At 72.6% G+C, this 24,653-nt stretch carries 19 protein-coding genes; all 19 read right to left on the bottom strand.

The window, feature by feature from the left end; genetic code table 11:
- The 19 genes from rfbC to BLW82_RS05380 are packed head-to-tail and all read right to left on the bottom strand — an operon-like array spanning position 1 to position 24,607.
- A complete protein-coding gene (gene rfbC / locus BLW82_RS05290; RefSeq protein ID WP_093497693.1) occupies positions 1–552 on the bottom strand; it encodes a dTDP-4-dehydrorhamnose 3,5-epimerase in 552 nt (183 codons plus the stop codon).
- A complete protein-coding gene (locus tag BLW82_RS05295) occupies positions 549–1,781 on the bottom strand; it encodes a polysaccharide pyruvyl transferase family protein (RefSeq protein ID WP_093497694.1) in 1,233 nt (410 codons plus the stop codon). Before BLW82_RS05295 ends, rfbC begins: the two co-directional genes overlap by 4 nt.
- A complete protein-coding gene (locus BLW82_RS05300; protein WP_093497695.1) occupies positions 1,778–2,728 on the bottom strand; it encodes a glycosyltransferase family 2 protein in 951 nt (316 codons plus the stop codon). The genes BLW82_RS05295 and BLW82_RS05300 overlap by 4 nt, the downstream gene beginning before the upstream one ends.
- On the bottom strand, positions 2,725–4,023 hold the full coding sequence (locus BLW82_RS05305) for an MATE family efflux transporter (RefSeq protein WP_093497696.1): 1,299 nt from the start codon (positions 4,021–4,023) through the stop codon (positions 2,725–2,727). Before BLW82_RS05305 ends, BLW82_RS05300 begins: the two co-directional genes overlap by 4 nt.
- Entirely contained in the window at positions 4,020–5,303 is a 1,284-nt protein-coding gene (locus BLW82_RS05310; RefSeq protein WP_093497697.1) for a DUF4910 domain-containing protein, read from the bottom strand. The genes BLW82_RS05305 and BLW82_RS05310 overlap by 4 nt, the downstream gene beginning before the upstream one ends.
- On the bottom strand, positions 5,291–6,316 hold the full coding sequence (locus BLW82_RS05315) for an NAD-dependent epimerase/dehydratase family protein (protein WP_093497698.1): 1,026 nt from the start codon (positions 6,314–6,316) through the stop codon (positions 5,291–5,293). The genes BLW82_RS05310 and BLW82_RS05315 overlap by 13 nt, the downstream gene beginning before the upstream one ends.
- A 6-nt stretch (positions 6,317–6,322) precedes the next feature.
- Positions 6,323–6,970 carry a PIG-L deacetylase family protein gene (locus tag BLW82_RS05320; protein WP_093497699.1) on the bottom strand — a complete coding sequence of 216 codons (648 nt, stop codon included), beginning with the start codon at positions 6,968–6,970 and terminating at the stop codon, positions 6,323–6,325.
- Positions 6,967–7,761: a sugar phosphate nucleotidyltransferase gene (locus tag BLW82_RS05325; protein ID WP_093497700.1), complete on the bottom strand. Its 795-nt coding sequence runs from the start codon at positions 7,759–7,761 to the stop codon at positions 6,967–6,969. The genes BLW82_RS05320 and BLW82_RS05325 overlap by 4 nt, the downstream gene beginning before the upstream one ends.
- Entirely contained in the window at positions 7,758–9,005 is a 1,248-nt protein-coding gene (locus BLW82_RS05330) for a class I SAM-dependent methyltransferase (protein WP_093497701.1), read from the bottom strand. Before BLW82_RS05330 ends, BLW82_RS05325 begins: the two co-directional genes overlap by 4 nt.
- Entirely contained in the window at positions 9,002–10,243 is a 1,242-nt protein-coding gene (locus BLW82_RS05335) for a glycosyltransferase (RefSeq protein ID WP_093497702.1), read from the bottom strand. Before BLW82_RS05335 ends, BLW82_RS05330 begins: the two co-directional genes overlap by 4 nt.
- A 2-nt stretch (positions 10,244–10,245) precedes the next feature.
- Positions 10,246–11,490 carry a hypothetical protein gene (locus BLW82_RS05340; RefSeq protein WP_093497703.1) on the bottom strand — a complete coding sequence of 415 codons (1,245 nt, stop codon included), beginning with the start codon at positions 11,488–11,490 and terminating at the stop codon, positions 10,246–10,248.
- Position 11,491: 1 nt separating this feature from the next.
- Positions 11,492–13,042, bottom strand: a complete 1,551-nt coding sequence (locus tag BLW82_RS05345; RefSeq protein WP_093497704.1) for a right-handed parallel beta-helix repeat-containing protein — start codon at positions 13,040–13,042, stop codon at positions 11,492–11,494.
- A 7-nt stretch (positions 13,043–13,049) separates the two neighbouring features.
- Entirely contained in the window at positions 13,050–14,999 is a 1,950-nt protein-coding gene (locus BLW82_RS05350; RefSeq protein WP_093497705.1) for an alginate lyase family protein, read from the bottom strand.
- The gene (locus BLW82_RS05355; RefSeq protein ID WP_093497706.1) at positions 14,996–17,194 is read right to left on the bottom strand and encodes a bi-domain-containing oxidoreductase; all 2,199 of its coding nucleotides are present in this window, start codon (positions 17,192–17,194) and stop codon (positions 14,996–14,998) included. The genes BLW82_RS05350 and BLW82_RS05355 overlap by 4 nt, the downstream gene beginning before the upstream one ends.
- Positions 17,195–17,210: 16 nt before the next feature.
- On the bottom strand, positions 17,211–19,145 hold the full coding sequence (gene asnB / locus BLW82_RS05360) for an asparagine synthase (glutamine-hydrolyzing) (protein ID WP_093497707.1): 1,935 nt from the start codon (positions 19,143–19,145) through the stop codon (positions 17,211–17,213).
- Between the two features lie 3 nt (positions 19,146–19,148).
- Positions 19,149–20,669, bottom strand: coding sequence for a Wzz/FepE/Etk N-terminal domain-containing protein (locus BLW82_RS05365; protein WP_093497708.1), 1,521 nt, complete (start codon positions 20,667–20,669; stop codon positions 19,149–19,151).
- The gene (locus BLW82_RS05370; protein ID WP_093497709.1) at positions 20,666–22,036 is read right to left on the bottom strand and encodes a Wzz/FepE/Etk N-terminal domain-containing protein; all 1,371 of its coding nucleotides are present in this window, start codon (positions 22,034–22,036) and stop codon (positions 20,666–20,668) included. Before BLW82_RS05370 ends, BLW82_RS05365 begins: the two co-directional genes overlap by 4 nt.
- Positions 22,033–23,301, bottom strand: a complete 1,269-nt coding sequence (locus tag BLW82_RS05375; protein ID WP_093497710.1) for a glycosyltransferase family 4 protein — start codon at positions 23,299–23,301, stop codon at positions 22,033–22,035. The genes BLW82_RS05370 and BLW82_RS05375 overlap by 4 nt, the downstream gene beginning before the upstream one ends.
- Positions 23,291–24,607 carry a nucleotide sugar dehydrogenase gene (locus tag BLW82_RS05380; protein ID WP_093497711.1) on the bottom strand — a complete coding sequence of 439 codons (1,317 nt, stop codon included), beginning with the start codon at positions 24,605–24,607 and terminating at the stop codon, positions 23,291–23,293. The genes BLW82_RS05375 and BLW82_RS05380 overlap by 11 nt, the downstream gene beginning before the upstream one ends.
- Positions 24,608–24,653: the final 46 nt, after the last annotated feature.

Below are 24,653 nucleotides of genomic sequence, written 5' to 3' on the forward strand. Positions count from 1 at the left end.
TCATCTTTCTCGGTGCTTCAGGACCTCGGCGAGGCTCGGCGCCTCCCGGTCCCGCTGGGACATCGACGTGACCGGCAGCGGCCAGGGAATGGCGAGCTCCGGGTCGTCGAAGGCGATCGTCACGTCTTCGGACGGATCGTGCTGACGGTCAATACGGTAAGAGGTATCCGTGAATTCGGTAAGAGCCTGGAAGCCGTGCGCGCATCCCGCCGGGATGTACACGGTCTTCTGCGTCTCGCCGGACAGCTCGAAGAAGGCCCGGTTCAGGTAGGTCGGCGAGTCCGGCCGCAGGTCCACGACGACGTCGAAGATCTGCCCGTACGAGCACCGCACCAGTTTGGCCTCGCCGGCGCCGGAGCGCAGGTGCAGGCCGCGCAGCACGCCGCGGACCGAGCGGGACACGCTGTCCTGGACGAAGGCGTCCGGGTCCAGGCCCACCGAGCGGACCACCTCGGCGTCGAAGGTGCGGCAGAAGAAGCCGCGTTCGTCGGCGTACGGGGTGGGCTCGAAGAGGAACGCGCCGGCGATCTCCGGGACTTCGGTCGCTTTCATGAAGCCTTCCGTGGGGGGTGGGCGTGGTCGTTCGCCGGGAACAGGGTCGTGGTCAAGGCGGTGAACTGCTGGGCGAGTTGCCGTGCGGCGACCCGGTTCCGCTCGGCGAGGGTCTGCCGTAGCTCCGCCGTGTGCTTCTCCAGGTCCCGGAACTGTTCGAGGAGCCGGTCGGCGTCGACCTCCCGGGCCGGGTGACAGTACGCGCCCAGGCCCATCCGTTCCATGAGCGCTTCGCTCTTCGCCGCGTAGCAGAGGGCGAGCACGGGCGTTCCGGTCTTCAGCGCGCAGATCAGGTTGTGGTAGCGGACCGCCACCACGGTGTCGGCGGCCGTCATCTCGTTCATCAGGTCGGCCAGGGAGGCCGGTTCGGCGGCGGTGACCAGCGGTGAGCCGACCGCGTCGAGGACGGCGGCGACCACCGACAGATCGCACTGGTCGCCGGTGAGGAGCCGGACGGGCCTGCCCTCGTCGACCAGCGTGCGGACGAACCCGATCGTCCCGTCGAGATAGCGCCGGTGGATCTCCTCGGCCCGGGCGCGGTCGTCGTTGCCGCCGTGGAAGTCCATGACGCCGAGGCAGACGGGACCCGGCGTGCCGGTGGGCGTGCCCGCCCGTGGTGCCGGGAGGGAGAACGCGAGGTCGGGGTAGACCTCGTCGCGGCTGGTGTCCACGCCCATCGCCCGCATCGCGTCCCGGGACTGACCGTCCCGGTAGGACCGGTACGCGGCCAGCCGCGCCGACCAGCGCACCAGGGCCCGGGTGGGCCGGTTGCGGATCTCGGCGGCGCCGACGCTGACCAGCGCCACCCGGGTGCCGACCAGCCGGCCGCTCGCGCAGAGCAGGAACAGGGAGTACGGGAAGCCCCAGGGCCGCAGCGGCAGGGTGGCCTCCAGGACGCCCATGCCCGGCACGATCACCACGTCGTGCCGGCGCACCCAGGCGGCGGTGCGGAAGACGTCCACGAGCTTGCCGAGCCCCTTCGAGGCGATCGCGTTCGCACGGGACGCGGTCCGGTACTCCGCGCGGTTCCAGTGCAGGCGCGTGGCAGGGATCCCGAACCGGGCCGTCACGGCCTCGGGTCCGCCGCACAGCGCGTCCACGACCGCGTCCGGGTGTTCGGCGCGGAGGTAGCCGAGGACGGCTTCGAGCGAGCCGTCGTTGCCGAGGTTGCCGGAGCCGAGCAGGCCGAACACCCCGACGCGCACCGGGGTTCCGTCCGCGGACCTCATGCCTGCCTCCTCCCCTCGCGGCCGGCGACGAGGGCGTCGACGGAGACCGTGAGCTGGGCCGGGTCGACCGGGGCGCGGTCCTCGACCCGTTCGCCGGCGTTCGGCCGGACCCGGCTGGTCATCCAGGCGGCCAGGTGGCGGTAGCACTCCCGCCGGTCGGCCGGCGACAGCGGCGCCCGCCGGACCGCCGAGGCGAAACCCCAGACGTACTCGGCGAGCAGCCGCGGCGTCGGGTGCAGCAGACCCGCCCGGCGCGGGTCCAGGTTGACGCACCGGGAGCGCTTGGACGGGTTCGCCCGCTCGGCGCGGGTGGGGTGGTCGCGGCGGAAGTACAGCAGTTCCGGCACCTGGTGGAAGCGCCCGTGCAGGGTGATCTCGGCGACGAACGTGCGGTCCGCGTGGTGGTAGCTGTCCATCGGCTTCACCCGGCGCAGCACGTCGGCGCGGATCACCCCGTAGAAGTCGTCGCCGCCCGGCTCGAACAGCAGGCTGCGGAAGCGCTCCGGGGCGTGCGGCGAGCCGGTGGCGAGGGTGTACTCGTAGGGGACGGTCACCTGGCCGTCGCCGTCGATGACGGCCTGGTCGGTGTGGGCGAGGATCACGTCGGGACGCTCGTCCAGCGCCTGGACGCAGCGTTGCAGCAGGTCGCGGCCGTAGAGGTCGTCGTGCGAGGCCCACTTGAACAGTTCGCCGCGGGACTCGGCGAACACGTGGTTGTGGTTCGGGGTGGCGCCGATGTTGCGGGGCAGCCGGTGGTACTGGATGCGGGAGTCCTGCGCGGCGTACTTGCGGCAGATGTCCTCGGTCCCGTCGGTCGAGGCGTTGTCGGAGACGACCAGTTCGAAGTCCTCGTAGGTCTGGCCGAGCAGGGCGTCGAACGACTCGGCCAGGTACTCCTCGCCGTTGTACACGGGCAGGCCGATGCTCAGCCTGGGTCGGTCGGTCATGCGGTCCTCACTTCGGGGATGGGATTGCGGTGCCGCTCGCGCAGGGCGGACCGCAGTTGCAGCCACCACACGGCCGAGCCGCTGAGGGTCGCGGCGGCGACGCCCCAGGCCGAGCCGGACGTCCCGGCGACGGCCGCGCCGCCGAGGCCGCCGCCGACGTAGCAGGCGGAGGCGAACAACTGGCAGCGCAGGCTGCGCCGGGCCGCGCCGAGCGCGCGCAGTCCGGCCGCCGCGCCGGTGCCGAGGCCCGCTCCCGCGACGCTGAGGGTGATCTGCACGAGGAGGTGCGAGGAGGAGTGCCAGACGTCGCCGAGCGCCAGGTCGCCGAGCCGGTCCGGCATCAGCAGCAGCGCCGACCCCCACAGCAGTGCCCCGGCGGCCTGTCCCCCGCCCAACAACAGGCAGAACCTGCCCAGTTGGTGCGGGGCCCGCCGCAGCACCCGGGCCGCCTCCGGGACGGTGACCAGCGAGAGCCCCATCAGGACGGCGAGGAACGGCCCCATCAGGAGTTCCGCGCCGCGCACCGCGCCCACCGCGCCGACACCGACGATCACGCCGAGCCCGTACGCCCGCACCTGGCTGGCGCCGCTGAGGCTGACGTTCTCGACCAGGTAGCGGTAGCCGAGGTCGCGTTGCTCGCGCAGCCAGCCGCGGGCCTCGGCGGTCCGGGGACGGATGCCGGACTGGAGGTAGCCGTAGCCGGCGGCCACCGTGGCGGACGCGCCCCAGGCGAGTACGAAGGCGGCCACGGTGTCCACGTGGGCCGCGACCACCATGGCGGGGACGAGCGCGACGCCCCACACGACGTCGTTGACGAACGCCTTCCGCCCCTCGCCGAAGGCGAAGAACGCGAACCGCCAGGCGTCCTGGAGCAGCAGCCCCGGCAGCAGGACGCCGAGGGCGGCGAACGCGGGCCCCACCCGGCCGCCGAGGCCGAGCCCGGCCGCCAGGCACACCACGCCGAGGGCCGAGCCGACGCCGAGCGCGGTGCCCGTCGACCGGGCCACCGCCCCGCGCCAGGCCGCCTCCGGCACCCCGCTGAAGCGGACCGTGAGCGGGTCGGTGGCCAGACCCCGGGAGACGTTGAGGACCACGCCATAGGTCACCCAGGCCAGGCTGAAGACGCCGAACGCGGTCACGCCGAGCGAGCGGGCCACGTAGAGGCCCACCGCGAAGTTGCTGATGCTGGAGGCCGCCTGGTCGGCAAGGCCCCAGGACAGCCGCCCGACCAGGGCCCGTCTGGCGGACCCGGCCGGTGCTGTCGTCTTCTCCCCCTGGCTGGTCACGGGCGTCATTCCTTGACCAGGTCGGCGCCGCGCAAGGCGTCCGCTGCTGCGGCCACGGTGTCGAACGGCAGCCCGGACCGCTCGGCGACGTCCAGCAGACTGTGCTCGCCGTCGGAGAGGCTGAGCACCCAGAGCATGGCCATCTGGGCCTGCTTGGTGTCGCTGCGGCCGCCGAGCGCGTCGTACAGCCCGCGCCGGCCCAGCTGCGGTTCGCCGTAGGGGCTGAGGTTCACGTACCGCCGGTTGCGGTCGAGGACGGCGAACGCCTCGCGGCAGACGGCGAGGGTGTCCGCCATCGCCGCCGGGGAGACGAAGTCCAGGTTGTCCGCCGAGGTGTGGTACTCGGGGTAGCCGGCGTACGGGGTCCGGGTGAGCGATCCCACGCCCAGGTTGAACCCGGGCGAGCAGAACTGCCGCTCGTCGTAGCCGTAAGGGGTGAACTCGGTGACGCGGTGCGGGCGTTCCGACGCGGTCAGGACGTGCTGGAGCACCCGGTCGATCTCCGCGTCGCCGCGCCTGCTCTGCTTGTACGTCAGCTGCCCCGGGTCCCCGGCGCAGGCGAGCACGAGGCCGTGCTTGACCCGGTCGACCCGCTCCGCGTTGCGCGCCAGCCAGGTGATCGCGCCGATGGTGCCCGGCGCGAACAGGAACCGGTAGGTGTAGTGGGTCGGTTGCTCGGCGAGGGCGCGGGCCAGGTACGTCGCCACGGCGATGCCGGCCAGGTTGTCGTTGGCCAGCGACGGGTGGCAGACGTGGCAGGAGACGATGACCTCGTCGGGTACCTGTCCGGGGACCACGTACTCGGCGTAGGTGAGGTGGCCGTCGGCGATCGTGGAGTCGATGCGGACCTCGTAGTCGCCGTCGGGCAGGGCGTCCAGGGTCTCCTGGGCCAGGCAGAAGCCCCAGTCCGGCTTGTAGTAGCTGGTGCGGTACGGCACCCACGACGGGTGCTCGGGCAGCGTGTGCAGGTGCGGGCGCAGCTCGGCGAGGGGCATGGTCGCCGACACCGGGACGCTGTAGCCGAGCACGTGCAGGCTGGACGCGGCGAAGTCGACGACCCGCCGGCCGCTGCCGTCGGCGATGTAGGCGTCGCGGATGTTCCACTCCTGCGGCACCGTCCAGTCGAGCACCTGCGTCCCGGTCGGCACCTCGTGCACCTGCAGCGGGATGTACTCCCCGACGATGTCCAGGGTGGCGCGCACACCGTCGCCGGTGATGCTCCGGCAGAGCGGGTACATCCGCTCCACCAGGGCGTACATCTCCTCGCTCACGTCGGTCACCGGCGCCACCTGAGGGTGTCGTCGACGGTGCCGGCGTCGGACGCCGCGCGCAGTACGGCGAGCCGGGTGTGGCGCTGCTCGAAGTCCTCCCGGGTGAGGTCGAACTTCCGGTAGGCGTCGGCGAGTTCCAGTGCGCCCCGCTTCACCGTCCACTCGCAGTCGAAGCCGGGGATCGCGGCGCGGAACCGGGAGAAGTCCACCCGGTACGACCGCGGGTCGGCACCCGTCTCCCCGGTGATCACCACCTTGGAGCCGGTGACCGCCTCGGCGACCTGATCGGCGATCTCGGCGACCGTGACGTTGTTGACCTCGCTGCCGATGTTGAACGCCCGGTCGTGCACCGCCTCGCGGGGTGCGGTGAGCGCGGCCGTGAAGGCCCGCGCGATGTCTGCGGCGTGCACCAGTGGGCGCCAGGGGGTGCCGTCGGAGAGCACCAGGACCTCGCCGGACAACAGGGCGTGCCCGACCAGGTTGTTGAGCACGATGTCGGCCCGCAGCCGGGGCGAGAAGCCGAAGGCGGTGGCGTTGCGCATGAACACCGGGGTGAAGTCGTCGTCGGCCAGTGCGTGCAGGTCGTCCTCCACCCGCACCTTCGACTCCGCGTACGGCGTCACCGGGCGCAGCGGGGCGTCCTCGGTCACCAGGTCGTCGCCGCCGGCGGCGCCGTAGACCGAGCACGTCGACGCGTACAGGAAGCGCCGCACCCCGGCCTCGCGGGCCAGCCGGGCCAGGTGCACGGACGCGTGGTGGTTGATGTCGTAGGTGAGTTCCGGTGCCAGGGAGCCGAGCGGGTCGTTGGAGAGCGCGGCCAGGTGGATGACGGCGTCCACCCCGGCCACGTGCTCGGCGGTGACGTCGCGCAGGTCCACCCGGTGCCCCGGCGGGTCCTCGGGCCGCGGGCCGAGGACGCAGTCGGCGAACAGGCCGGAGTCGAGGCCGACGACGTCGTGCCCGGCGGCCTTGAGGACCGGGGCCATCACGGTGCCCAGGTAGCCCTGGTGTCCGGTCAGTAGTACGCGCAAGGTTGTTCAACCCCCCAGGTTGAGCGTGAGTTTGGTGACGGCGAACGCCTCGGCGTAGCGCGCGTGGCATTCGATGCCGCGGATCCGGGCGAGGCCGAGGAAGGCCTCCCGGTCGTACCAGGGCCGGTGCCGCTGCGAGGGGTAGTGCTCCTGCAGCAGCCGCACCTTCTCCTCGGCGGTCTCGGGCGCCAGCGGCTGGTAGGCCGCCGGCCGGCCGAGGTCGCCGTCCCACTTGACGATCTCGTAGCCGAGCACGAGGTGGTCGCGGAACGCGGTCGTCATCAGCCTGGCCAGGCCGCGGTGGTCCTGGTGGGCGTCGTCGGTGCGCGGCGCGAGCACCAGGTCCGGGTCGGTCTGCCCGCGCAGTTCCTCGACCGCGGACTTGGCCTCCTCCCAGTGCGCGGGGAAGCGGCCGTCGGGCAGCTTGTGCACGGTCAGCCGCAGGTCGGCGCCCGGGCAGAAGGCGGCGAGCGCGGCCTGCTCCTCCTGCTCGCGCTCGCTGCCGCCGCCGGTGAGGACCAGCGCGTCGACCCGGACGCCCGGCCTCGCCCGGCACAGCGTCAGCAGTGTGCCGCCGGCGCCGATGGCGATGTCGTCGCAGTGCGCGCCCACCGCGACGATCCGGTCCAGGGGGCCGGCCCCGAGCCGGATCACGCTCCGACCCCGGCGGTGTCCCGCTCCCACACGGCCCACGGCCGGTCGCCCCGGGCGTAGGCGGCGTCCAGCGCGGCCCGTTCCTTCACGGTGTCGGTCGGCTTCCAGAAGCCGCGGTGCTGGTGGGCCACCAGCCGTCCCTGCTTGGCCAGTTGGGAGCAGCCGTCGGCGACCAGGTCCCCGTTCTCCGGTATGTGGTCGAAGACCTCCTGGCGGAGCACGAAGTAGCCGCCGTTCTCCCACAGCGGCAGTTCGCTCACCGCGGTGATGCCGCCCACCAGGCCGTCCTCGCCGAGCTCCACGCAGTGGAACGACGACTGCGGCGGCACCACCATCATCGACGCCCCGGCGTCGCGCGCGGCGAACTTGTCGATCATCTCCGGCAGCGGGGCGTCGGTGAGCACGTCCGCGTAGTTGGCGAGGAACATCTCGTCGCCGTCCAGGTGGTGCCGTACCCGGCGCAGCCGCTCCCCGATGGGCGACTCGATGCCCGTCTGCGCGAACGTGATCGTCCAGTCGGCGATGTCGGTGGAGAGCAGCTCGGTCTTCCCGCCGCGCAGGACGAAGTCGTTGGACGTGGTCTCCTCGTAGTTGAGGAAGAAGTTCTTGATGTGGTGGGCCCCGTACCCGAGGCACAGGATGAACTCCTTGTGCCCGAAGTACGCGTAGTAGCGCATGACGTGCCAGATCAGCGGTCTCGGGCCGACCATCGCCATCGGTTTGGGCACGTCGTCGGAGGTGCCGTTGCGCATCCGCATCCCGTAACCGCCGCAGAACAGGACGACCTTCATGCTGTGACCTCTTTCGCGGCCTCGACGATGCTCAGTTCCGGGATGGGAAAGACGAGCCGGCCGCCCCACTCGTGGACGAAGGACAGCTGCTCGGCGAGTTCGGCCCGCAGGTTCCACGGGAGGACGAGGACGTAGTCCGGCTTGTCGGCGGCGATCTGCTCGGGCGCCAGGATCGGGATGCGGGTGCCCGGGGTGAACCTGCCGTGCTTGTAGGGGTTGCGGTCGACGGTGTAGGCGAGCAGGTCGGGGCGGATGCCGCAGTGGTTGAGCAGGGTGTTGCCCTTGCCCGGGGCGCCGTAGCCGACGACCGTCTCGCCGCGCTCGGCCGCGTCGATGAGGAACCGCAGCAGGTCCCGGCGCACCTTGGCCACCCGGGCGGAGAACTCGGCGTACCCGGACAGCTCCTGGAGCCCGGCGGCCTTCTCCCGGGCCAGGACGTCGGCCACCCGCCGCGTCGGCTCGCCGGCCGCCTCGGCGGGGCGGGCCCACAGCCGGATGGAACCGCCGTGCGTGGGCAGCAACTCGACGTCCACGAGGGCGAGTCCGCCGCTGGCCAGGGCTCGGATGGCCGAAGCCACGGTGTAGTACTGGAAGTGCTCGTGGTAGATGGTGTCGTACTGGTTCTCCTCGATCAGGGTCAGCAGGTGCTGCACCTCGACGGAGACCCAGCCGTCGTCCGCGACCAGGGCGCGCAGCCCCTGGGTGAAGCCGACCACGTCGGGGATGTGCGCGTACACGTTGTTGGCCACGACCAGGTCCGCCGGACCGTGCTCGGCGCGGACGGCGGCGCCGGTCTCCGGGGAGAGGAACTCGGTCAGCGTGGGCACGCCCGCCTCGCGTGCCGCGGCGCCGACGTTCACCGACGGCTCGATGCCGAGGCAGCGGATCCCCCGGTCCACCACGTGCTTGAGCAGGTACCCGTCGTTGCTCGCCACCTCGACCACGAAGGCGCCGGGACCGAGCGCCAGCCGCTCCGCGGCGCCGGCGACGAAGGTGCGCGCGTGCTCCACCCAGGACGTCGAGTACGACGAGAAGTAGGCGTACTCCTTGAACGTCTCCTCCGGCGTGATCAGCGGCGGGATCTGCGCGAGCCAGCAGTCGGTGCAGACCCGCAGGTGCAGCGGGTACGCGGGCTCCGGATCGTCCAGTTGGTCCGCGGCGAGGAAGCTCTCGCACGGCGGCGTCGCCCCCAGGTCGACGACGCTCGCCATCGCTTCCGAGCCGCAGAGTCGGCATCGTGTCATGTGCTGTCCCCATCCCCCCTGCTCGCGCGGGACTCCCCGCCGCGAGCCTGTGCCGACCGCCCCGCGATCGCGGTGCGGTACTCCTCCAGCAGGCGCTCCAGGCCGACGGCCGGGCTGAATCCCTGCTCGTAGCGGCGCCGGGCCGCCCGGCCCAGCTCCCGGTTGCGGTCCGGGTCGGCCGCGATCCGGCGTATGCGGGACGCGAGCGAGCCCGCGTCGCCGGGCCGGTGCAGCAGCCCGGTGACCCCGTCGTCGACGAGTTCGACGAAGGCGCCGTGGCCGGCGGCGACCGTCGGCACCCCGGCCGCCATCGCCTCCACGACCACCAGGCCGAACGCCTCCAGCCACGTCGAGGGAGCCACCACGGCGACCGACCGCGCGATTGCCTTGCGGCACTCCGCCGTGTCCAGCAGGCCGGCGTAGCGGACGTCGTCCCGGCCCGCCGCCCAGGCGGTCACCTCTCGCTCCAGCGGCCCCGTGCCGGCGATCACGAGGGGTACGCCCACCCCGCCGCCGGCCGCGATCTCGTCCCACGCGGCCATCAGCAGCCGTACGCCCTTGGCCTCCGCGAGCCGGCCGAGGTAGAGCAGGTGCTCTCCCTCGCCTTCGCGGCAACTACCGGGGTCTGGCACGAAGTTGTGCTTCACCGTCAGGCGCTCGGCCGGCATGCCGGAGCGCACCAGGACGTCGCGCTGGGCCGCGGAGATGCAGAGGAACCGCTCCACACCGGTCCACCACCGGCGCCGGTTGACCGACAGGCTGACCGCCAGCGGCACCGTCGCTAGCCGGGAGTCGCGGTAGCAGCCGTGCCGGACGGCGGGCACGGGTGCGGTGCCGACGCACTCGGCGCACGGCCGGCCGTCCCGCTGGAGTGTGCCGGGCGGGCAGACCTGGGTGTAGTTGTGCAGCGTGGCGACGGCGGGCACCCCGGCGTCGGCGCACGCGGCTAGGACCGCGGGCGACAGGAGCGGGAAGACGTTGTGGACGTGCACCACGTCCGGCCGTTCGTCGCGCAGCCGGGCGGCGAGTTCCGAACGCACCCCCGGGTTCCACGGCACCAGGAGCGGCACCGCGACCTTCCCGAGGAGGGACCGGGCGGCGATGTCGTCGCTGCGCCGCTCGAACACCCCGACCCGGTGGCCGGCCGCGCGCAGCAGCTCCACCTCCTGGTCGACGACCTTGTTCTCCCCGCTCGGCTGTGCGGAGCCGTAGCGGTTGTGCACCACGAGGACGTGCATGCTCAGGTCACCTCCGGCCGGTCGGCGAGTTCGGGTGTCGAGCGGGGTGCCGTCGCGGCGGGCGCCGCCAGCAGCGAGGCGGCCAGGGCCAGGTGCAGCAGGTACGGCGAGGCGTCGCCGAGACCGGCCTCGGTGTACGAGGCGATGGCGCAGTAGCTGATCAGGAAGATCGCGCAGGCCCGCTGCAGCGAGGGCGGCCGCAGCAGCGCGACCCCGCCCAGCACGACGATGATCACCGCGACGAGGCCGATGCCGAACAGGCCCTGCTCGTTGTAGACGGCCAGCCAGCTGTTGTCGATCGGCAGCCCGCCGAACGACTTGTCGCCCAGGCCCACGCCGAGGAGCTGCTCCGAGGTCGTCCGGGGCGCGGCGAGGAGGGCGTCCCACACCTTGGCCCGGCCGGTGAGGCTGGAGAAGTTCTCCTTGGTCTGCCCGCGCAGGAACCACGTCTGCAGGGCGCCGGCGAACCCGACCGCGGCCACCGCGCCGACCAGCACCGCCCAGCTGAAGAAGCGGCGGGCGGCCGCGCTGGTCAGGATGAGCGAGCCGATCCCCAGGGCCAGCCCGAGGAGCAGGCCGAGCGTGGCCGTGCGGGTGTGGGTCAGCGCGAGCAGCACGAAGGAGGGCACGATGACCACCGCCGCGCTCGTCCGGTCGGTCCGGCGGCCCATGAGGAGCAGTACGGTGAGTCCGATGATCACCGCCGCGTACTGTCCGATCTGCGGCGGGGTGAGCGGCCACAGCGCGCCGACCAGGCGGCCGCCGTAGAGGTCGGGCAGGGCCGCGCCCGGTGAGACGGCCAGACCGGCGGCGACCGAGCCGAGCACCGCGAAGTACGCCCGGATGTGGTACCGGACGAACGTCAGGCTCCCGTCCCACCAGCGGCTGAGCAGCCACAGGGTGCCGACGAAGAGAGCCAGCCGGAAGCACCGGAACAGCGCGCCGAACCCCGACTCCAGGTGGGCGCTGGAGATCACGCTCGTCACCAGCAGCAGGCTGAGCAGGAGCAGGTAGGCGCTGGGCCGGATGCGCAGCCGGAGGTTGACCGCGAGCGCCAGCGCGAACGCGGCGACCAGGGCGCCCATGGTGACCATCTGGATGAGGGAGCGGGGCAGCGGGACGATGGTCTTGGCCCCGGCGGAGCCGAGCGTGTTGAGGACCAGCAGTCCCCAGACGACCCCGACGATGCGCGGGGTGCCGGCCGTGGCCGGTTCCGCGGCGGTCTGTGTGTCCGTCCGTGTGTCCATCTCAGCCACCGGCCCCTGCGTCGAGGGTGCTGTCCGCGTCCTGCCGGTAGTCCGTGCCCTGCCACTCGTCGAAGTCGAGCACCCGGCTCGGGTCGTGGACGACGAACTGCCACGGTCCGAGGTAGACGTTGTCGTGCCAGTGGTTGTCCTGTTTGAGAGTGATCGCCTCGGCCACCTTCTCGCCCTTGTAGGGCGACCAGTCCGGATAGGTTCCGTAGTTGGACAGCACCGCCATGCGGTCGCACATATCGGTGCACTGGACCACGGACTTGTCGAGCACGAAACGGTTGCCGTGGATGTCCACCCGCTGGGTCTTCCAGCGGCAGTCGGCGTAGAGCGGCGCCTTGTCGATGGCCGGCTGCGTGCAGCGGTGGGTGTTCTTCACCAGCAGCGTGCAGTCACCGGACGAGGTGTTGGCCGGGCTGTTGCAGAACCGGTCGGCGTTCTCCCACAGGGTGATCCCGGACCAGTTGTCCTCCAGCACGTTCCGGTAGATGTCGATCTTGGCGGTGCGGGCCCGGACCCGTGGTTCGCCGCCGGACTCGGACAGGTAGACGGCCGCGTAGGGGAAGTTGTCCCCGCGGTCGGCGTACCTGCGGCCGTCGGCCCAGTTGTTCCGCCGGATCGTGTTGTTCCTGATGACCGCGTTGTAGCTGGTCTCGTAGATCAGCGCGGCACCGTCGTTCGCGTCGAGCACGTTGTCCTCGATGAGGAAGTCGTTGTTGTCGGTGTCGGCCCACAGCCCGGCCCCGTGGTTGCCGTGCACCCAGTTGCCGCGGATGTCCGCGCGGTCGACGGCCCAGAACTTGATGCCTCCGGTGCAGCCGCAGCCCTGCTGCCGCCGTTCCCAGTCGTCGGTGTTGTTGCCCACGATCTCGTTGTCCTCGACCACCAGGCCGCGGATCCCGCCGCCGCCCTTGTACGCGTTCATTCCGTACTGCCCGTTGTCGCGCAGGCAGCTGGCGCGGACCTGCTGGCGGGCCCCGGCCATCAGCCCCGCCCCGGAGTTGTCCTGGATCGTCGCGTGCTCGATCACCCAGCCGTCGGCCGAGTCGTGGTTGACCACGCCCTCGTTCTGCGGCGCGACGAAGTGCTGCACGGTCAGGTAGCGGATGGTGACGTCGCGGGCGGTGCCCGCGAACGCGTACTGGTTCTTCTTCCCGCCGTCGAGCACCGCGCCCGGCGCACCGAGGTAGCGGTCCCCGGTCTTGGGGATCACCTGGGCGTAGCGGTCCGGGTCGAGCCGGTGCCTGCCCGGCCGGAGCCAGAAAGTGGTGTGCGGCGGGCTGTTCCTCGTCTTCGCCGTCAGGTCCCCGACGACCGCGGGGTCGACCGTGACCGCGCCCGCCGGCGCCTTCGCCGGGCCGGCCGCGGGGTTGGCGCACACCCGGGCCACGGCGCGGGCCGCGGACGTGGCCGTGGACGGCGCGGCGGTCGGCTCCGCCGTCCCGGCGCCCGACGTGCTGTCGCAGCCGGTCGCCGTCAGCAGCAGGGCCAGCGCCAGCGCCAGCGGTGCCACCGTCGGCGCCCAGTGCCGCCTCTTGATCACCACGTGCCCCCTAGCCGCCGAACCTGAGCACGGTGGTGAACCCGCCCGCGCCGCCGGCGGGGCTGGTGCCGGTGCCGATCAGCGTCGTGGTGGGTTCCTTGCGCCCGAAGCCCGCGGAGTACCAGCCCAGCGGTGGGCCGGTCTCGCCGCGGTGTGCCCGCCAGGTCAGCTCCCCGGGCAGGTCGACCACCGCGGAACGCCCCTCGCCGTCCCGGATCCAGGTGAGCACCGCCCGGTTCCCGACCAGGTCCGCGGCGATCTCCGGGCCGAGGTGGAACGCCAGCCGCACGGTCCGGTGCGGGCCGCGCACCTCGTCGACGAGCTTCAGCTCCTGGCGCGCGGCCGTCAGCTCCACCCGGCGGCGGTGCACGGAGCCCTGGTAGCCGTCATGCTCGGCACACCAGTCGGCCGCTCCCTCGCCGGAGGTGTCCACGGCCAGCACGCGAGTGCGGGCCTGCCGGGTCCACAGGAAGGGGCCGCCGGAGACGGACTGGTCGGCGCCGTCCAGCTGCAGCGTGTTGTGGCCGAGGGTCGAGCGGAAGTACTGCCGCCATGCCGGCTGCCCGTGGTAGCAGTACGTCCCCGGGTCGGCGAGCACGTCGACGCCGTCGTGCCGGACCTCCACGGACAGCGCGTCCGCGTGGGCGTGCGCGGCGATGGACAGGAAGCCGTGCGGACCGCCGTCGCAGCGGCACCAGATCTCTCCCGGACCGCGCAGGATCGTCATGCCCGCGTCGGCGAAGTGCGCGGGCCGGTCCGCCGGACGGTCCACCGACGGTTCGGTGGGCTTGACGAGCGCGGCCAGCAGCGGGGTGCGGACGTCGGTGCCGGTCACCTCGGGCCACCAGCCGAGCCGGCCGAACACGGCGTCGCCGGTGGCGAGGAGCGAGGCCCAGCGGTCGGTGCCCGCGCCGTCCACGACCAGGCCGTGCCCGTCGTCCGCGTCGCCCTGGCGCGGCGGCCGCAGCCGGTTGTCCACGACGGCCGCGAGAGCGTCGGTCATCCGCAGCAGCACCAGCCGGACGGAGGCGGGGACCGGCACGCCCGCGGCGTCCGCCTCGGCCACCGCGGCCAGGCCGAGCTCCAGGACGAGTCCGTGGTACTCGGTGGCCAGCTCGCGGTTGAGGCCGGAGACGAAGGTGTTGCTCCGCAGGTGCCGCTCCAGCGACCGCAGCGCGTCGGCCCGCCAACGCGCCGAGGCGGGGAACCAGCCGAACGCGCAGGCCGCGGCGAACTGCCCGGCGGCCTCGGCGACGACGTGGTTGTTCGCCGAGGACCCCCGGCTGGGGAAGGCGGCCAGCCAGCGCTGGTGGTGCCAGATCTGGTTCAGCGCCACCGGGTTCTCCTCGAACAGCCCGGCCGCGCCCGGCCAGTCGTCGAGCAGCCGGCGGATCCACACCCAGGACAGCAGCCGGATGCCCAGCTCGATGCCGCTGACCCAGTGCACGCCGTGCAACGGGGGGTTGACCGTCCACCAGGACCGCAGGTGCTCGGCCACGCGCTCGGCATACCGCTCGTTCCCGGTGACCGCGTAGGCCGCGGCGAGCACGGTGAGGTACTGGTGCCGCGACGGCTCCCAGATCTGCTTGATGTCCCCGACCGCGTCCTCGTCGCGGTACGGCACGTCGAAGGCGTAGCCCCAGGGAGCCCGGCGCCCGGTCTTCGGGTCGTACCACCAGTCGGGGTCGGTGAGGTCGTCGCGGACCACCCCGAAGAACTCGGCGTGCCCGGACATCAGCCGGTCGGCCTCCGCGACGAGGCGCTTGGCGGCGTCCGGTGACACCTCGGCGAGCGTCCCCGCGGGCAGGACCGCGGTGAACCGGGCGCCGGTCACGGCCGGGCAGTCCGGCCGTACGGACCGCCACCGCCGTCTGCGCACCGTGTCGCCCACCCGGCCCGCGACCTCCCCCGGCCCCATCCGGGACAGCCGTCGCAGGTACCAGCCCGCGCTCATGCTCATCGGGCCCGCTCCAACTCCACGGGCGCGCCGGAGGCCAGGGCGCTGCGCACGGCGAGGGTGGCCGCCGTGGTCGCGACCAGCGACTCCAGCGGCACCGGCATCGGCCCGCCGGTCCGCACGGCCTTGACGAACGCGGCCAGTTCGGCGTTCTGCCCCTTGTCCCGGGCCCTGGGCAGCCGCGAACTCTGCCAGCGGCTGCGGCCGTACACCGAGGCACGCACGAAGTCGTCGAGCTTGAGCACCTTGCCGTCGGCGAGAAGGTCCAGGCTCTCCTTGGGGAAGCCCGGCGCGCCGGTGGTGACGTAGCTGATGGTGGCGGTGGAGCCGTCCGGGTAGCGGAGTACGACCTGCAGGTCCTCGTTGCCGGACGGGGCGACGGCGTAGACCGAGACCGGGTCGGCGTCGAGCAGCCAGCTCGCCGTGTCGACGAAGTGGCCGCCCTCGCCCTCGAACCGGGAGCCCTCGGTGCCCTGACGGAGATACCAACTGCCCTGCTGCAACCGGCCCGCGTTGACCAGGTAGCGCAGGCTCGCCGGACCGGTCCGGGCACCGAAGCGCCGCTTGGCCTCCGTCAGCAGCGGTGCGAACCGGCGGTTGAAGCCCACCTGGACGCGGTCGTTGCCGGACTCCTCCACCGCCGCGAGCACGCCTGCCAGTTCGTCCTCGGTGAGGGCCAGGGGCTTTTCCACGAACACCGTCTTGCCGGCCAGCAGCGCCTGGCGGGTGAGCTCGGCGTGCGAGCTGTGCCGGGTGACCACGAACACCGCGTCGATCGACTTGTCGCCGAGCACGGCGTCGAGGTCGGTGGTCGCCTCGGCGAAGCCGAACTTGCGCTGTGCGTTGGCCGCGGAGAGCGCCGTCGTGGTGACGACCGTCGACAGCTCGACGCCCTCGCGCCGGGCCAGGTGCGGCAGCAGCATCGACGTCGCGTAGTTCCCCGCGCCGACGAACGCGAGGCGCACCGGTGAGGTGGCGGACCGGGCCGGGGCGGGTGCGGTCCCGCTGCGGCGCACCGCGGGCACGGCCACCGACGGCGCCTGGGCCGTCTCCCCCTCCGGCGCCTCGTCCGGCTGTCCGGGGTAGCGGAACAGCACGGCCACGGCCTTCAACTCGCCGTCCTTCAGGCGCCGGTACGTCTCGACCGCGTCCTCGAAGTCGGCGACGTGGGAGACCAGCGGCTCCACGTCGACCCGGCCGCGGGCGACGAGGTCGAGGAAGCACGCGAGGTTGCGGCGCTCGGTCCAGCGCACGTAGCCGATCGGGTAGTCGCGCCCCTCCAGTTCGTACTCCGGGTCGTAGCGCCCGGGGCCGTACGACCGTGAGAACCGGACGTCGAGCTCCTTCTCGTAGTACGCGTTCCACGGCAGGTCCAGGCGGCACTTGCCGATGTCGACGACCCGGCCGCGGTCCCGGCAGAGCCTGGCGGCCAGCTCGACGGGCTGGTTGCTGCCACCGCCGGCGGCCAGGTACACCTGGTCCACGCCGTGCCCGTCGGTGAGTTCGGCGACGGCGGCCTCCAGGGCCGCGGACGCGGGGTCGCCGCAGGCCACGGCGCCCAGCCGCTCGGCGAGTTCGCAGCGTGCCGGGTCGGGGTCGGCGCCGACGACGCGGACCCCGGAGGCGGTGAGGAGCTGTGCCACCAGCTGGCCGATCAGGCCGAGGCCGATGACCAGGGCCACCTCGCCGAGCCGCGGCTCGCCCTGGCGGACGCCCTGCATCGCGATCGACCCGACGGTGCCGAAGGCGGCATGGCGCGGCGCGAGGCCGTCGGGCACCGGGGTGTAGAGGTTCTTCGGCACCCAGTTCAGCTCGGCGTGCAGCGCGTGCTCGTTGCCGGCGCAGGCCACCAGGTCGCCGGCCTTCACGTCGTCGACGCCGGCGCCGACCTGCTCGACCACCCCGCACAGCGAGTAGCCGAGCGGCGTGTAGGAGTCCAGCTTGCCCATCACCTTGCGGTAGGTGGCGGGCAGTCCGTTGGTGGCCACGCTCTGCATGACCTTGGCCACCTGGTCGGGGCGGGAGCGGGCCTTGCCGAGCATCGACATGCCGGCCTCGGAGACCTTCATGAGCTCGGTGCCGGTGGAGATCAGCGAGTAGGCGCTGCGGACCAGCACCCCGCCCGGCTTGCATCCCGGGACCGGAACGTCGAGCACCGCCAGCTCGCCGCTCTTGTAGTTCTGTACGACCTGTTTCACCGAAGTCCCCTGATTCCTAAGCCGTCAGCCGAGTGCGCTGGCCGGACCCGGAGGTCGCGTCGCGATACCAGTACTCGAGGGTCAGTACGTGCCACAGATGTTTCGAGTTGTCCCGCTGCCCGGCGGCGTCCTCGGCGACCAGCCGCTGCAGTGCCTCCCGGCGCAGGAACCCCGAGCGGACGAGTTCGCCGTCGTCGACCACCTCGCGCACCAGCGGTGCCAGGTCCCGGCTCATCCAGGCCCGCAGCGGGGCGCTGAACAGGCCCTTGGGCCGGTACACGATCTCCCGGGGCAGCACGGAGGTGGCCGCCTCCTTGAGGACGGCCTTGCCCTGCCGTCCGACGATCTTGCGGTCGCCGGGCACGGTGAACGCGGCCTTGACCACCTCGACGTCCACGTACGGCACGCGCACCTCGGTGGAGGCGGCCATGCTGGAGCGGTCGGTGTACGTGAGGTTCAGGCCCGGCAGGAACATCCGGGCGTCGGTGAGGCACATGCGGTTGACGAAGTCGTCGAGGTCGTTGTCCGCGTAGACGTCCGCGTGCTCGGTCAGCACGTCCTCGACCGTCCCGGCCAGGTCGGGATCGAGGAGGGCGAGCAGCTCGTCCCGGTCGTACATGGTGTAGCTGCGCCGGAAGGCGGTCTCCTCCGGCAGGTCGGCGAAGGAGAGGAACCGCTTGGCGAAGCGCACCGACCGGTACCCGCGGCGGCTCGTCGCGACCGGCAGCCGGTCCACGGCCGCGGACACCCCGCGCCGCAGCGGCCGCGGGACCCGCTGGTAGCGCAGCGCGATCAGGTTGGCCAGGTGCTTGCGGTAGCCGGCGAACAGTTCGTCCGCGCCCATTCCCGAGAGCATCACCTTCACCCCGGCCTCGCGTGCGGCCCTGCAGATCAGGTAGGTGTTGATCGCGGCGGGGTCGCCGATCGGCTCGTCCAGGTGGTAGGTCATCCGGGGCAGCAGGTCGAGCACGTCCGGCGCGATCTCGATCTCGTGCAGGTCGACGCCGAACCTCTCGGCCACCTGCCGGGCGTAGCGCAGGTCGTCCGGCATCGCCTCGAACCTGGCGTCCTCGGCGCGGAACCCGATCGTGTAGGCGGAGATCCCCGGCTGGTGACGGGCCGCCAGCGCGGTCAGGTAGCTGGAGTCGAGGCCGCCGGAGAGGAAGGTCGCCACGGGGACGTCGGAGAGCAGATGGCGCCGGGTCGACTCCTCGACGATCGCGGCCAGGTCCGGCCGCTCGCCGGCCAGGGCCCGCGCCCGGCCCTCGGCCGCGACGTCCTTCAGGTTCCAGAACCGGCCGCGCTCCACCCGGCCGTCGGGCCGGCACCGCAGCCAGCTCCCCGGCTGCAGCTTCTCGGCCTCGCGGAACGCGCACCGCGAGTCCGGCACCCAGTAGTACAGGAGCGAGGCCACCAGCGCCGCGTCGTCCACCTGCAGCGTCCTGCCGGTGGCGACGGAGAGCGCCTTGAGCTCGGAGGCGAACACCAGGCCGCCGCCGCGCCGGAGCAGGAACAGCGGCTTGATGCCGAGCTGGTCGCGGGCGAGCACCAGGTCGCCGGTGCGCTCGTCGAAGATCCCGAAGGCGAACATGCCGCGCAGCCGGGGCAGGCAGTCCGTGCCCCAGCGCCGCCATGCTTCGAGGAGCACCTCGGTGTCGGAGGTGCCGCGGAAGCGCACTCCGCCGGCTTCCAGCTCGGCCCGGAGTTCCGGCGCGTTGTAGAGCTCGCCGTTGTACGTCAGGACGAGGCCGTCCGAGGCCATCGGCTGGGCGCCGGTGTCGGACAGGTCGATGATGGCGAGCCTGCGGTGCCCGAGGTGGACCTCGCCGTCGCCCACGAGGTGGCTGTAGCGGCCCGACCCGTCCGGGCCGCGGTGGGCGAGGGTGTCGGTGAGCCGGTCGGTGACGATCTTTCCGTCCGGCCAGCGGTAGGTACCTGCGATGCCGCACATGTGCTACCGCGCCTCCTGGTCGTTGTCCGGGCCGCGGACGGCCCACACCGGCTGCCGCTCCGCCCGCCGCCGGCCGGTCCCCGACTGCGGAGCCGGGCGCTCGCTCCGGCCGCGCAGCGCGGTCTGCAGCCCGTCCCACAGGGTGCCGTCGGTCCGGTCCCGCGGATCTGGGTCGATCAGCACCACGCCGATCACCGGGATGCGCTGGTCCGCGAGCTGCCGGGCCACGGTGTGCAGCCAGGCGGCGCCGGCGTGTCCGGCCCGTACCACGAGCACGGTCTGGGCGCCGAGGTACTGCAGGTCGGTCCACGCCGTGCCCGGCGCCACCGAGCCGACGCCGATGGTGCGCTCCTGGGGAGCCACGGTCGCGGCGTGCTCGGCGCCGACCACGGTCGGGTCGCCGGGCCTTTGGTGGCGGCCGGCCAGCTGCTGGCGGGGCAGTGCGTCGACGACGGTCACCGGCCCCTCCGCCGCCAGGTTCCTGGCGAGGTCCAGGGCGATCACGCCCGTCGCACGCGCGCAGCCCAGTTCCAGCAGCGACACAGGTTCCGTGGAGCCGCGCAGGGCGCGGGCCAGGGAGGCGGTGAGCCGTTCGCGGGCCAGCCGGGTCCGGCGGCGCTGCCAGGGCCTGCCCGGCCGGCGGGGCAGTTCCGCGACGACCGAGGCGCCCAGGTTCGCCGCGATGTCCCGGCGCAGCACGGGGCGGTCCGCCACCACCGTGCCGACCGCGGCCCCCGCGAGTCCGAGGAAGAGCCCGAGGACGAGGCCGATCGCGCCGTCGGTGGCGGCGGCCTTGGGCAGGGAGTGATGCAGCGCGCGCGGGGTGTCCACGATCTGCGTGCCGGCGACGACCTGGGGTGCGCCGGTCCGCGCGTCCGCGGCGCGCTCGTCGAAGTCGGAGATGCGCGAGTTGAGTTCGGCGCGGCGGGCGAAGAGCGACTCGAGGGTCGCCGACGCCTTCGGGTCGCTGCCCGCCGACTGGTTGCCGATCTCCTTGTTGACCTGGGCGAGTTCGTCGCGCATGCGGTCGCGCTGGTCGATCAGGGCCTGGGACTCGGCCTGCGCGGTCCTCAGCATCCGCTGCACGTGGTCCGCGACGAACGCGTCGGCCAGCGCCTTGGCGCGCGCCACCGCCTGGGCGTCGGTGTCGCCGGTCACGGTGATCTGCAGCAGGTTGTTGGTCAGGCCGGTGCCCCGGTAGTCCTTCAGGAAGTCCTCGGGTTTCGCCGTGGACCTGAGGGACCGCAGGGCCTTGTCGGCGATCTGCGTGGTCTGCAGCAGCTGGACGTCGGTGCGGATCAGTGTTCCGGTGTCGTTCGGCTGGTCCGCTTCGTGCGCGACCAGCACCTCGGTCACCGCGGTCGGCGCCGGCGGCAGGGCGACCGCCAGGCCGGAGCCCGCGACCAGGCCGAGGAGCGCCGTGGCGTACCAGAGGCGGCGGCGCCTGCGCACCGCCACCACCAGGGCCTGCAGGTCGAGAAGCGGAGTGGCGGCCGACGACTCCGCGGTCGTGCTGGTCGTCACGCTGAACCTCCTGTGGCCTGGCCGCGAACCGCGAGTGCGAGAGTGGCGTCGTCCGGAGGCAGGCCGGCTGGCCGGGTCTCACGGGCGCGGACGGGGTCGGCGACGACGATGCCGAGGACCTCGTGCCGGCCGTCCGCGCATGCCTCGGCGATGCCGGCGAGTTCCTCCGCGGTCCAGTTGCCGGCGCTCAGGACGACGAGCGCGCCGGACTCGGTGTCGCGGTCCGGCACGATCGGCCGGTCCACCGAGACCTCCACGATCCGCAGCTGCGGATCGCTCTTGGCCTCGGCGGCGAGCCGTCCGGCGGCGCTGCGGGCGAGGCCGTCGCCGTCCGGTACGACCACCAGCAGCCGCCTGGGGGCGGGCAGTTGCTCCCGGAGGCGGGAGCAGACCCGGCGATAGCGGATCCGTCGGGCAGCCTCGTCGTCGGACCTTGGCGGGGTCGGCAGGTCCCACCGGGTGCCGGTGCCGAGGAGGCGGTGGATCCAGCCGCGCCGGGCGCCCTTCTCCGGCCGGTGCGCGCCGCGGCCTGACTCGGGCACCTCCACGGTGCCGAGGAGTGCCGCGCCCAGCGCCGCGGTGAGCTCCGGTTCGGTGCGCAGCCGGCGGTTCGTCCGGGCGGCGGCGAGGTGGCCGACGACCGCGAACAGGAAGAACAGCAGCGCTCCCGCGCCGATGAACTGCACGCGCGTCGGAGGCGCCTCGCCGGTCGGCCGGGCCGCCGGGCCCATGACGACCATCCCGGCCTTGTTGGACGCCGGGTCGGCCTCGTCCAGCTTGGTCATGGCCTCCTCCAGCGAGGTGCTCAGCTTCTCCAGCTCGGTCCGGGCCTGCACCCCCTCGACGGTCTGCCCGGGATCGGACGCGTCGGCCAGTTCGGTGATACGGCGGTTGGTCTCCTCGACCTGCTTGCGCAGCGCCTCGGCCTCGGTGGCCGCCGCGGAGTCGGTGCCGCCGCCGGCGACCCGCGCGGCGAACTTGACGAACTGCGCGGCCACCTGGTCGGAGAGCTGCTGCGCGCGCCGGGGGGTGTCGGCCGTGCCGGAGATCTTGATGATGTTCCCGTCGGCGGCCGAGGCGGTCACCCGGCCCCGCAGTTCGGCGGCGCTGACGTCCCGCCAGTTCAGTGCGGCGGCCGCGCGGTCGACCACCGTCGAACTGGTCGCGATGTCCACCTGGGTCAGCAGCTCGCGCTCTTCCCACTGTCCCGGCAGCAGCACCGACGCCGAGGTCGTGTACCGCGGCGGGAACACCACCGAGGCGCCGTAGCCGACGAGCGCGCCCACGGCGGCGATGACGGCGAGAAACCGCCAGCGCCGGCGGAATATCCGCCCGATGGTGACCAGACGTATCGATTCCTCGCTCAACTGCGCTGCCTCTTCTTTCTTGTTCGAACCCGATCGGCCGCCGGCACCGGAGTGTGGTCACGGCAGGCGGCGGTGTAGGCAGCAAGCAGCGACGCTTGCGAGTTGCGCCAGGAGAGCGGCCCGCTGACCCGCTCCTGGCCGATCCTGCCCATCCGGGCCCGCTGGTCCGGGTCGTCGAGGAGCTTCGCGACGAGCGCGGCGAACTCGGTCTCGTCGTCGGCGGCCGCGTAGACGGCGGCCTCCCCGGCGGAGACGCGGGCTTCCTTCAGGTCGAACGAGACGATCGGCCGGCCCATCGCCATGTACTCCAGGACCTTGTTCATGGTCGACACGTCGTTGAGCGGGTTGCACGGGTCGGGCGACAGGCAGACGTCCGCGGTGGAGAGGTAGCGCACCAGGTCGGCGTCCGGGATGCGTCCGGTGAACTGCACCTGGTCGTCGAGCCCGAGCCGCCGGGACAGCTCCACCATCGCGTCGTAGGCGTCGCCGGAGCCGACGAACACCGCGTGCCAGTCGGTCCGGCCGAGGTCGTCGCGGAGCTTCGCGAGGGCCCGCAGGGCGTAGTCCACGCCGTCCTGGGGGCCCATGACGCCGAGGTAGCAGAGCAGATGAGGCTTGCCGCGCTTCAGCTCCGGCTCGGGCGGCACCGGCTGGAACCGCTCGACGGCGGGTGCGCTGCGCACCACGAAGACGTCCTCGGGGCGCCGGCCGCCGCGGCGGATCGCGACGTCGCGGTAGCTCTCGTTGGTGGCGAGGACGATGTCCGCGGCCCGGTAGGTCCACCGTTCCAGCGCGCAGACGGCGCGGTAGAGCAGGTCCTTGCCGCGGTCGAACCGGGAGAGGTACAGCTCGGGTACCAGGTCGTGCTGGTCGAAGACGAACCGCGCGCCGCGCCTCTTGAGCCACAGCGCGGGCAGGAACAGCAGGTCGGGCGGGTTGCAGGCGTGGACGACGTCGACCGGGCCGACCTTGCGGGCCAGCCGCGCCGTGTGCCAGAGCGCCGACCCGTACTCCTTCAGGTAGCCGGCCGGGCCCCCGGTGGCGGCGCGCAGCGGGTAGCGGTGGATCGACACCCCGTCGATCACCGCCTCCGGCTCGGTGTCGCGCTTGGTGCCCTGCGGACAGATGACGTGCACCGTCCAGCCCGCGTCGCGCAGCGTCGTGCACTCCTGCCACACCCGGCGGTCGAACGGCACCGACAGGTTCTCCACGAGGATCAGCGCGCGCCGGCCGGAGCCGGCGCCGCCCGTAACGTCACCAGGCAAGGCCCACGTACCCCGGTTCGGTCCGGCGCGTCTCGGCGTCGGGAAGGCGGACGAGGTCGACGATCACGGGTCCTTCGCCGTGCGGCAGCGCCGCCGTCACGGCGGGCTCCCTGGTCCCGACCAGACACACCTCGGCGTGGTCGAGCACCTCCTCGACGGAGTCCGCGAGCAGCTGCGCGAGGTGCGGCAGCCGGGTCTCGATGTACTCGCGGTTCGCGCCGATCAGCCGGGAGAGGCTCACGTTGGCGTCGTAGATCTTGATGTCGTAGCCCTTGCCGAAGAGCCGCTCCGCCAGCTCGACGAGCGGGCTCTCGCGCAGGTCGTCGGTGCCGGGTTTGAAGGACAGCCCGAACATCCCCACCCGGCGTTTCCCGGTGCGTTCGACCAGGTCCACCGCGCGCTGCAGGTGATCGGAGTTGGAGGTCAGCACGTGGGCGAGGATGGGTACCGAGACGTCGGCCCGCCGGGCCGCGTGGACCAGGCTGCGCAGGTCCTTGGGCAGGCAGGAGCCGCCGAAGGCGAAGCCGGGGCGCAGGTAGGCGGGGCTGATGTTCAGCTTGCGGTCGGCCAGGAACACGTCCATCACCTGGTGCGAGTCCACCCCGAGCGCCTGGCAGACCGCGCCCAGTTCGTTGGCGAAGCCGATCTTGAGGCCGTGGAACGCGTTGTCCGCGTACTTGATCGCCTCGGCCGTCGGCACCGGCACCCGGAACACCTCGCCGGGCAGGCCCTCGTACAGCGCCAGTACCGCGTCGCCGCTGGCCGGGTCGAGTTCGCCGACGACGGTCTTGGGCGGGTCGAAGAAGTCCCGCACGCTCGTGCCCTCGCGCAGGAACTCCGGGTTGACCGCGACCCCGAAGTCGACCCCGGCGGTGCCGCCGGTGTTCTTCTCCAGGATCGGCACCAGCAGGTTCAGGCAGGTGCCCGGGAGCATGGTGCTGCGGAAGACGACGGTCTGCCACCCGCCCCGCTCGGCCAGCGCGGCACCGATCTGCTCGGTGACCCGCTCCAGGAACGTCGTGCACAGGCTGCCGTTGGGCTCCGAGGGCGTGCCCACGCAGACCAGCGACACGTCGCTGTTCATGATCGCCTCGCGGACGTCGCCGGTGGCGCGCAGGGCCCCCGTCCGCACGACCTCGGCGAGGAGTTCGCCGATACGTTCCTCCACCACCGGAGCCTTGCCGTCGTTGACCAGGTCGACCTTCACCTGGTTGACGTCCACCCCGATGACCTCGTGGCCCATGCTGGCCAGGCACGCGGCTGATACGCAGCCCACGTAGCCGAGCCCGAAAACGCTGACTCTCATGACTGGTCCCTCCCCCAGGCAGGCCCTGGTGGCCTGCGGTCCGCAC

Source organism: Streptomyces sp. Ag109_O5-10 (genome assembly GCF_900105755.1).
Lineage (GTDB): Bacteria > Actinomycetota > Actinomycetes > Streptomycetales > Streptomycetaceae > Streptomyces.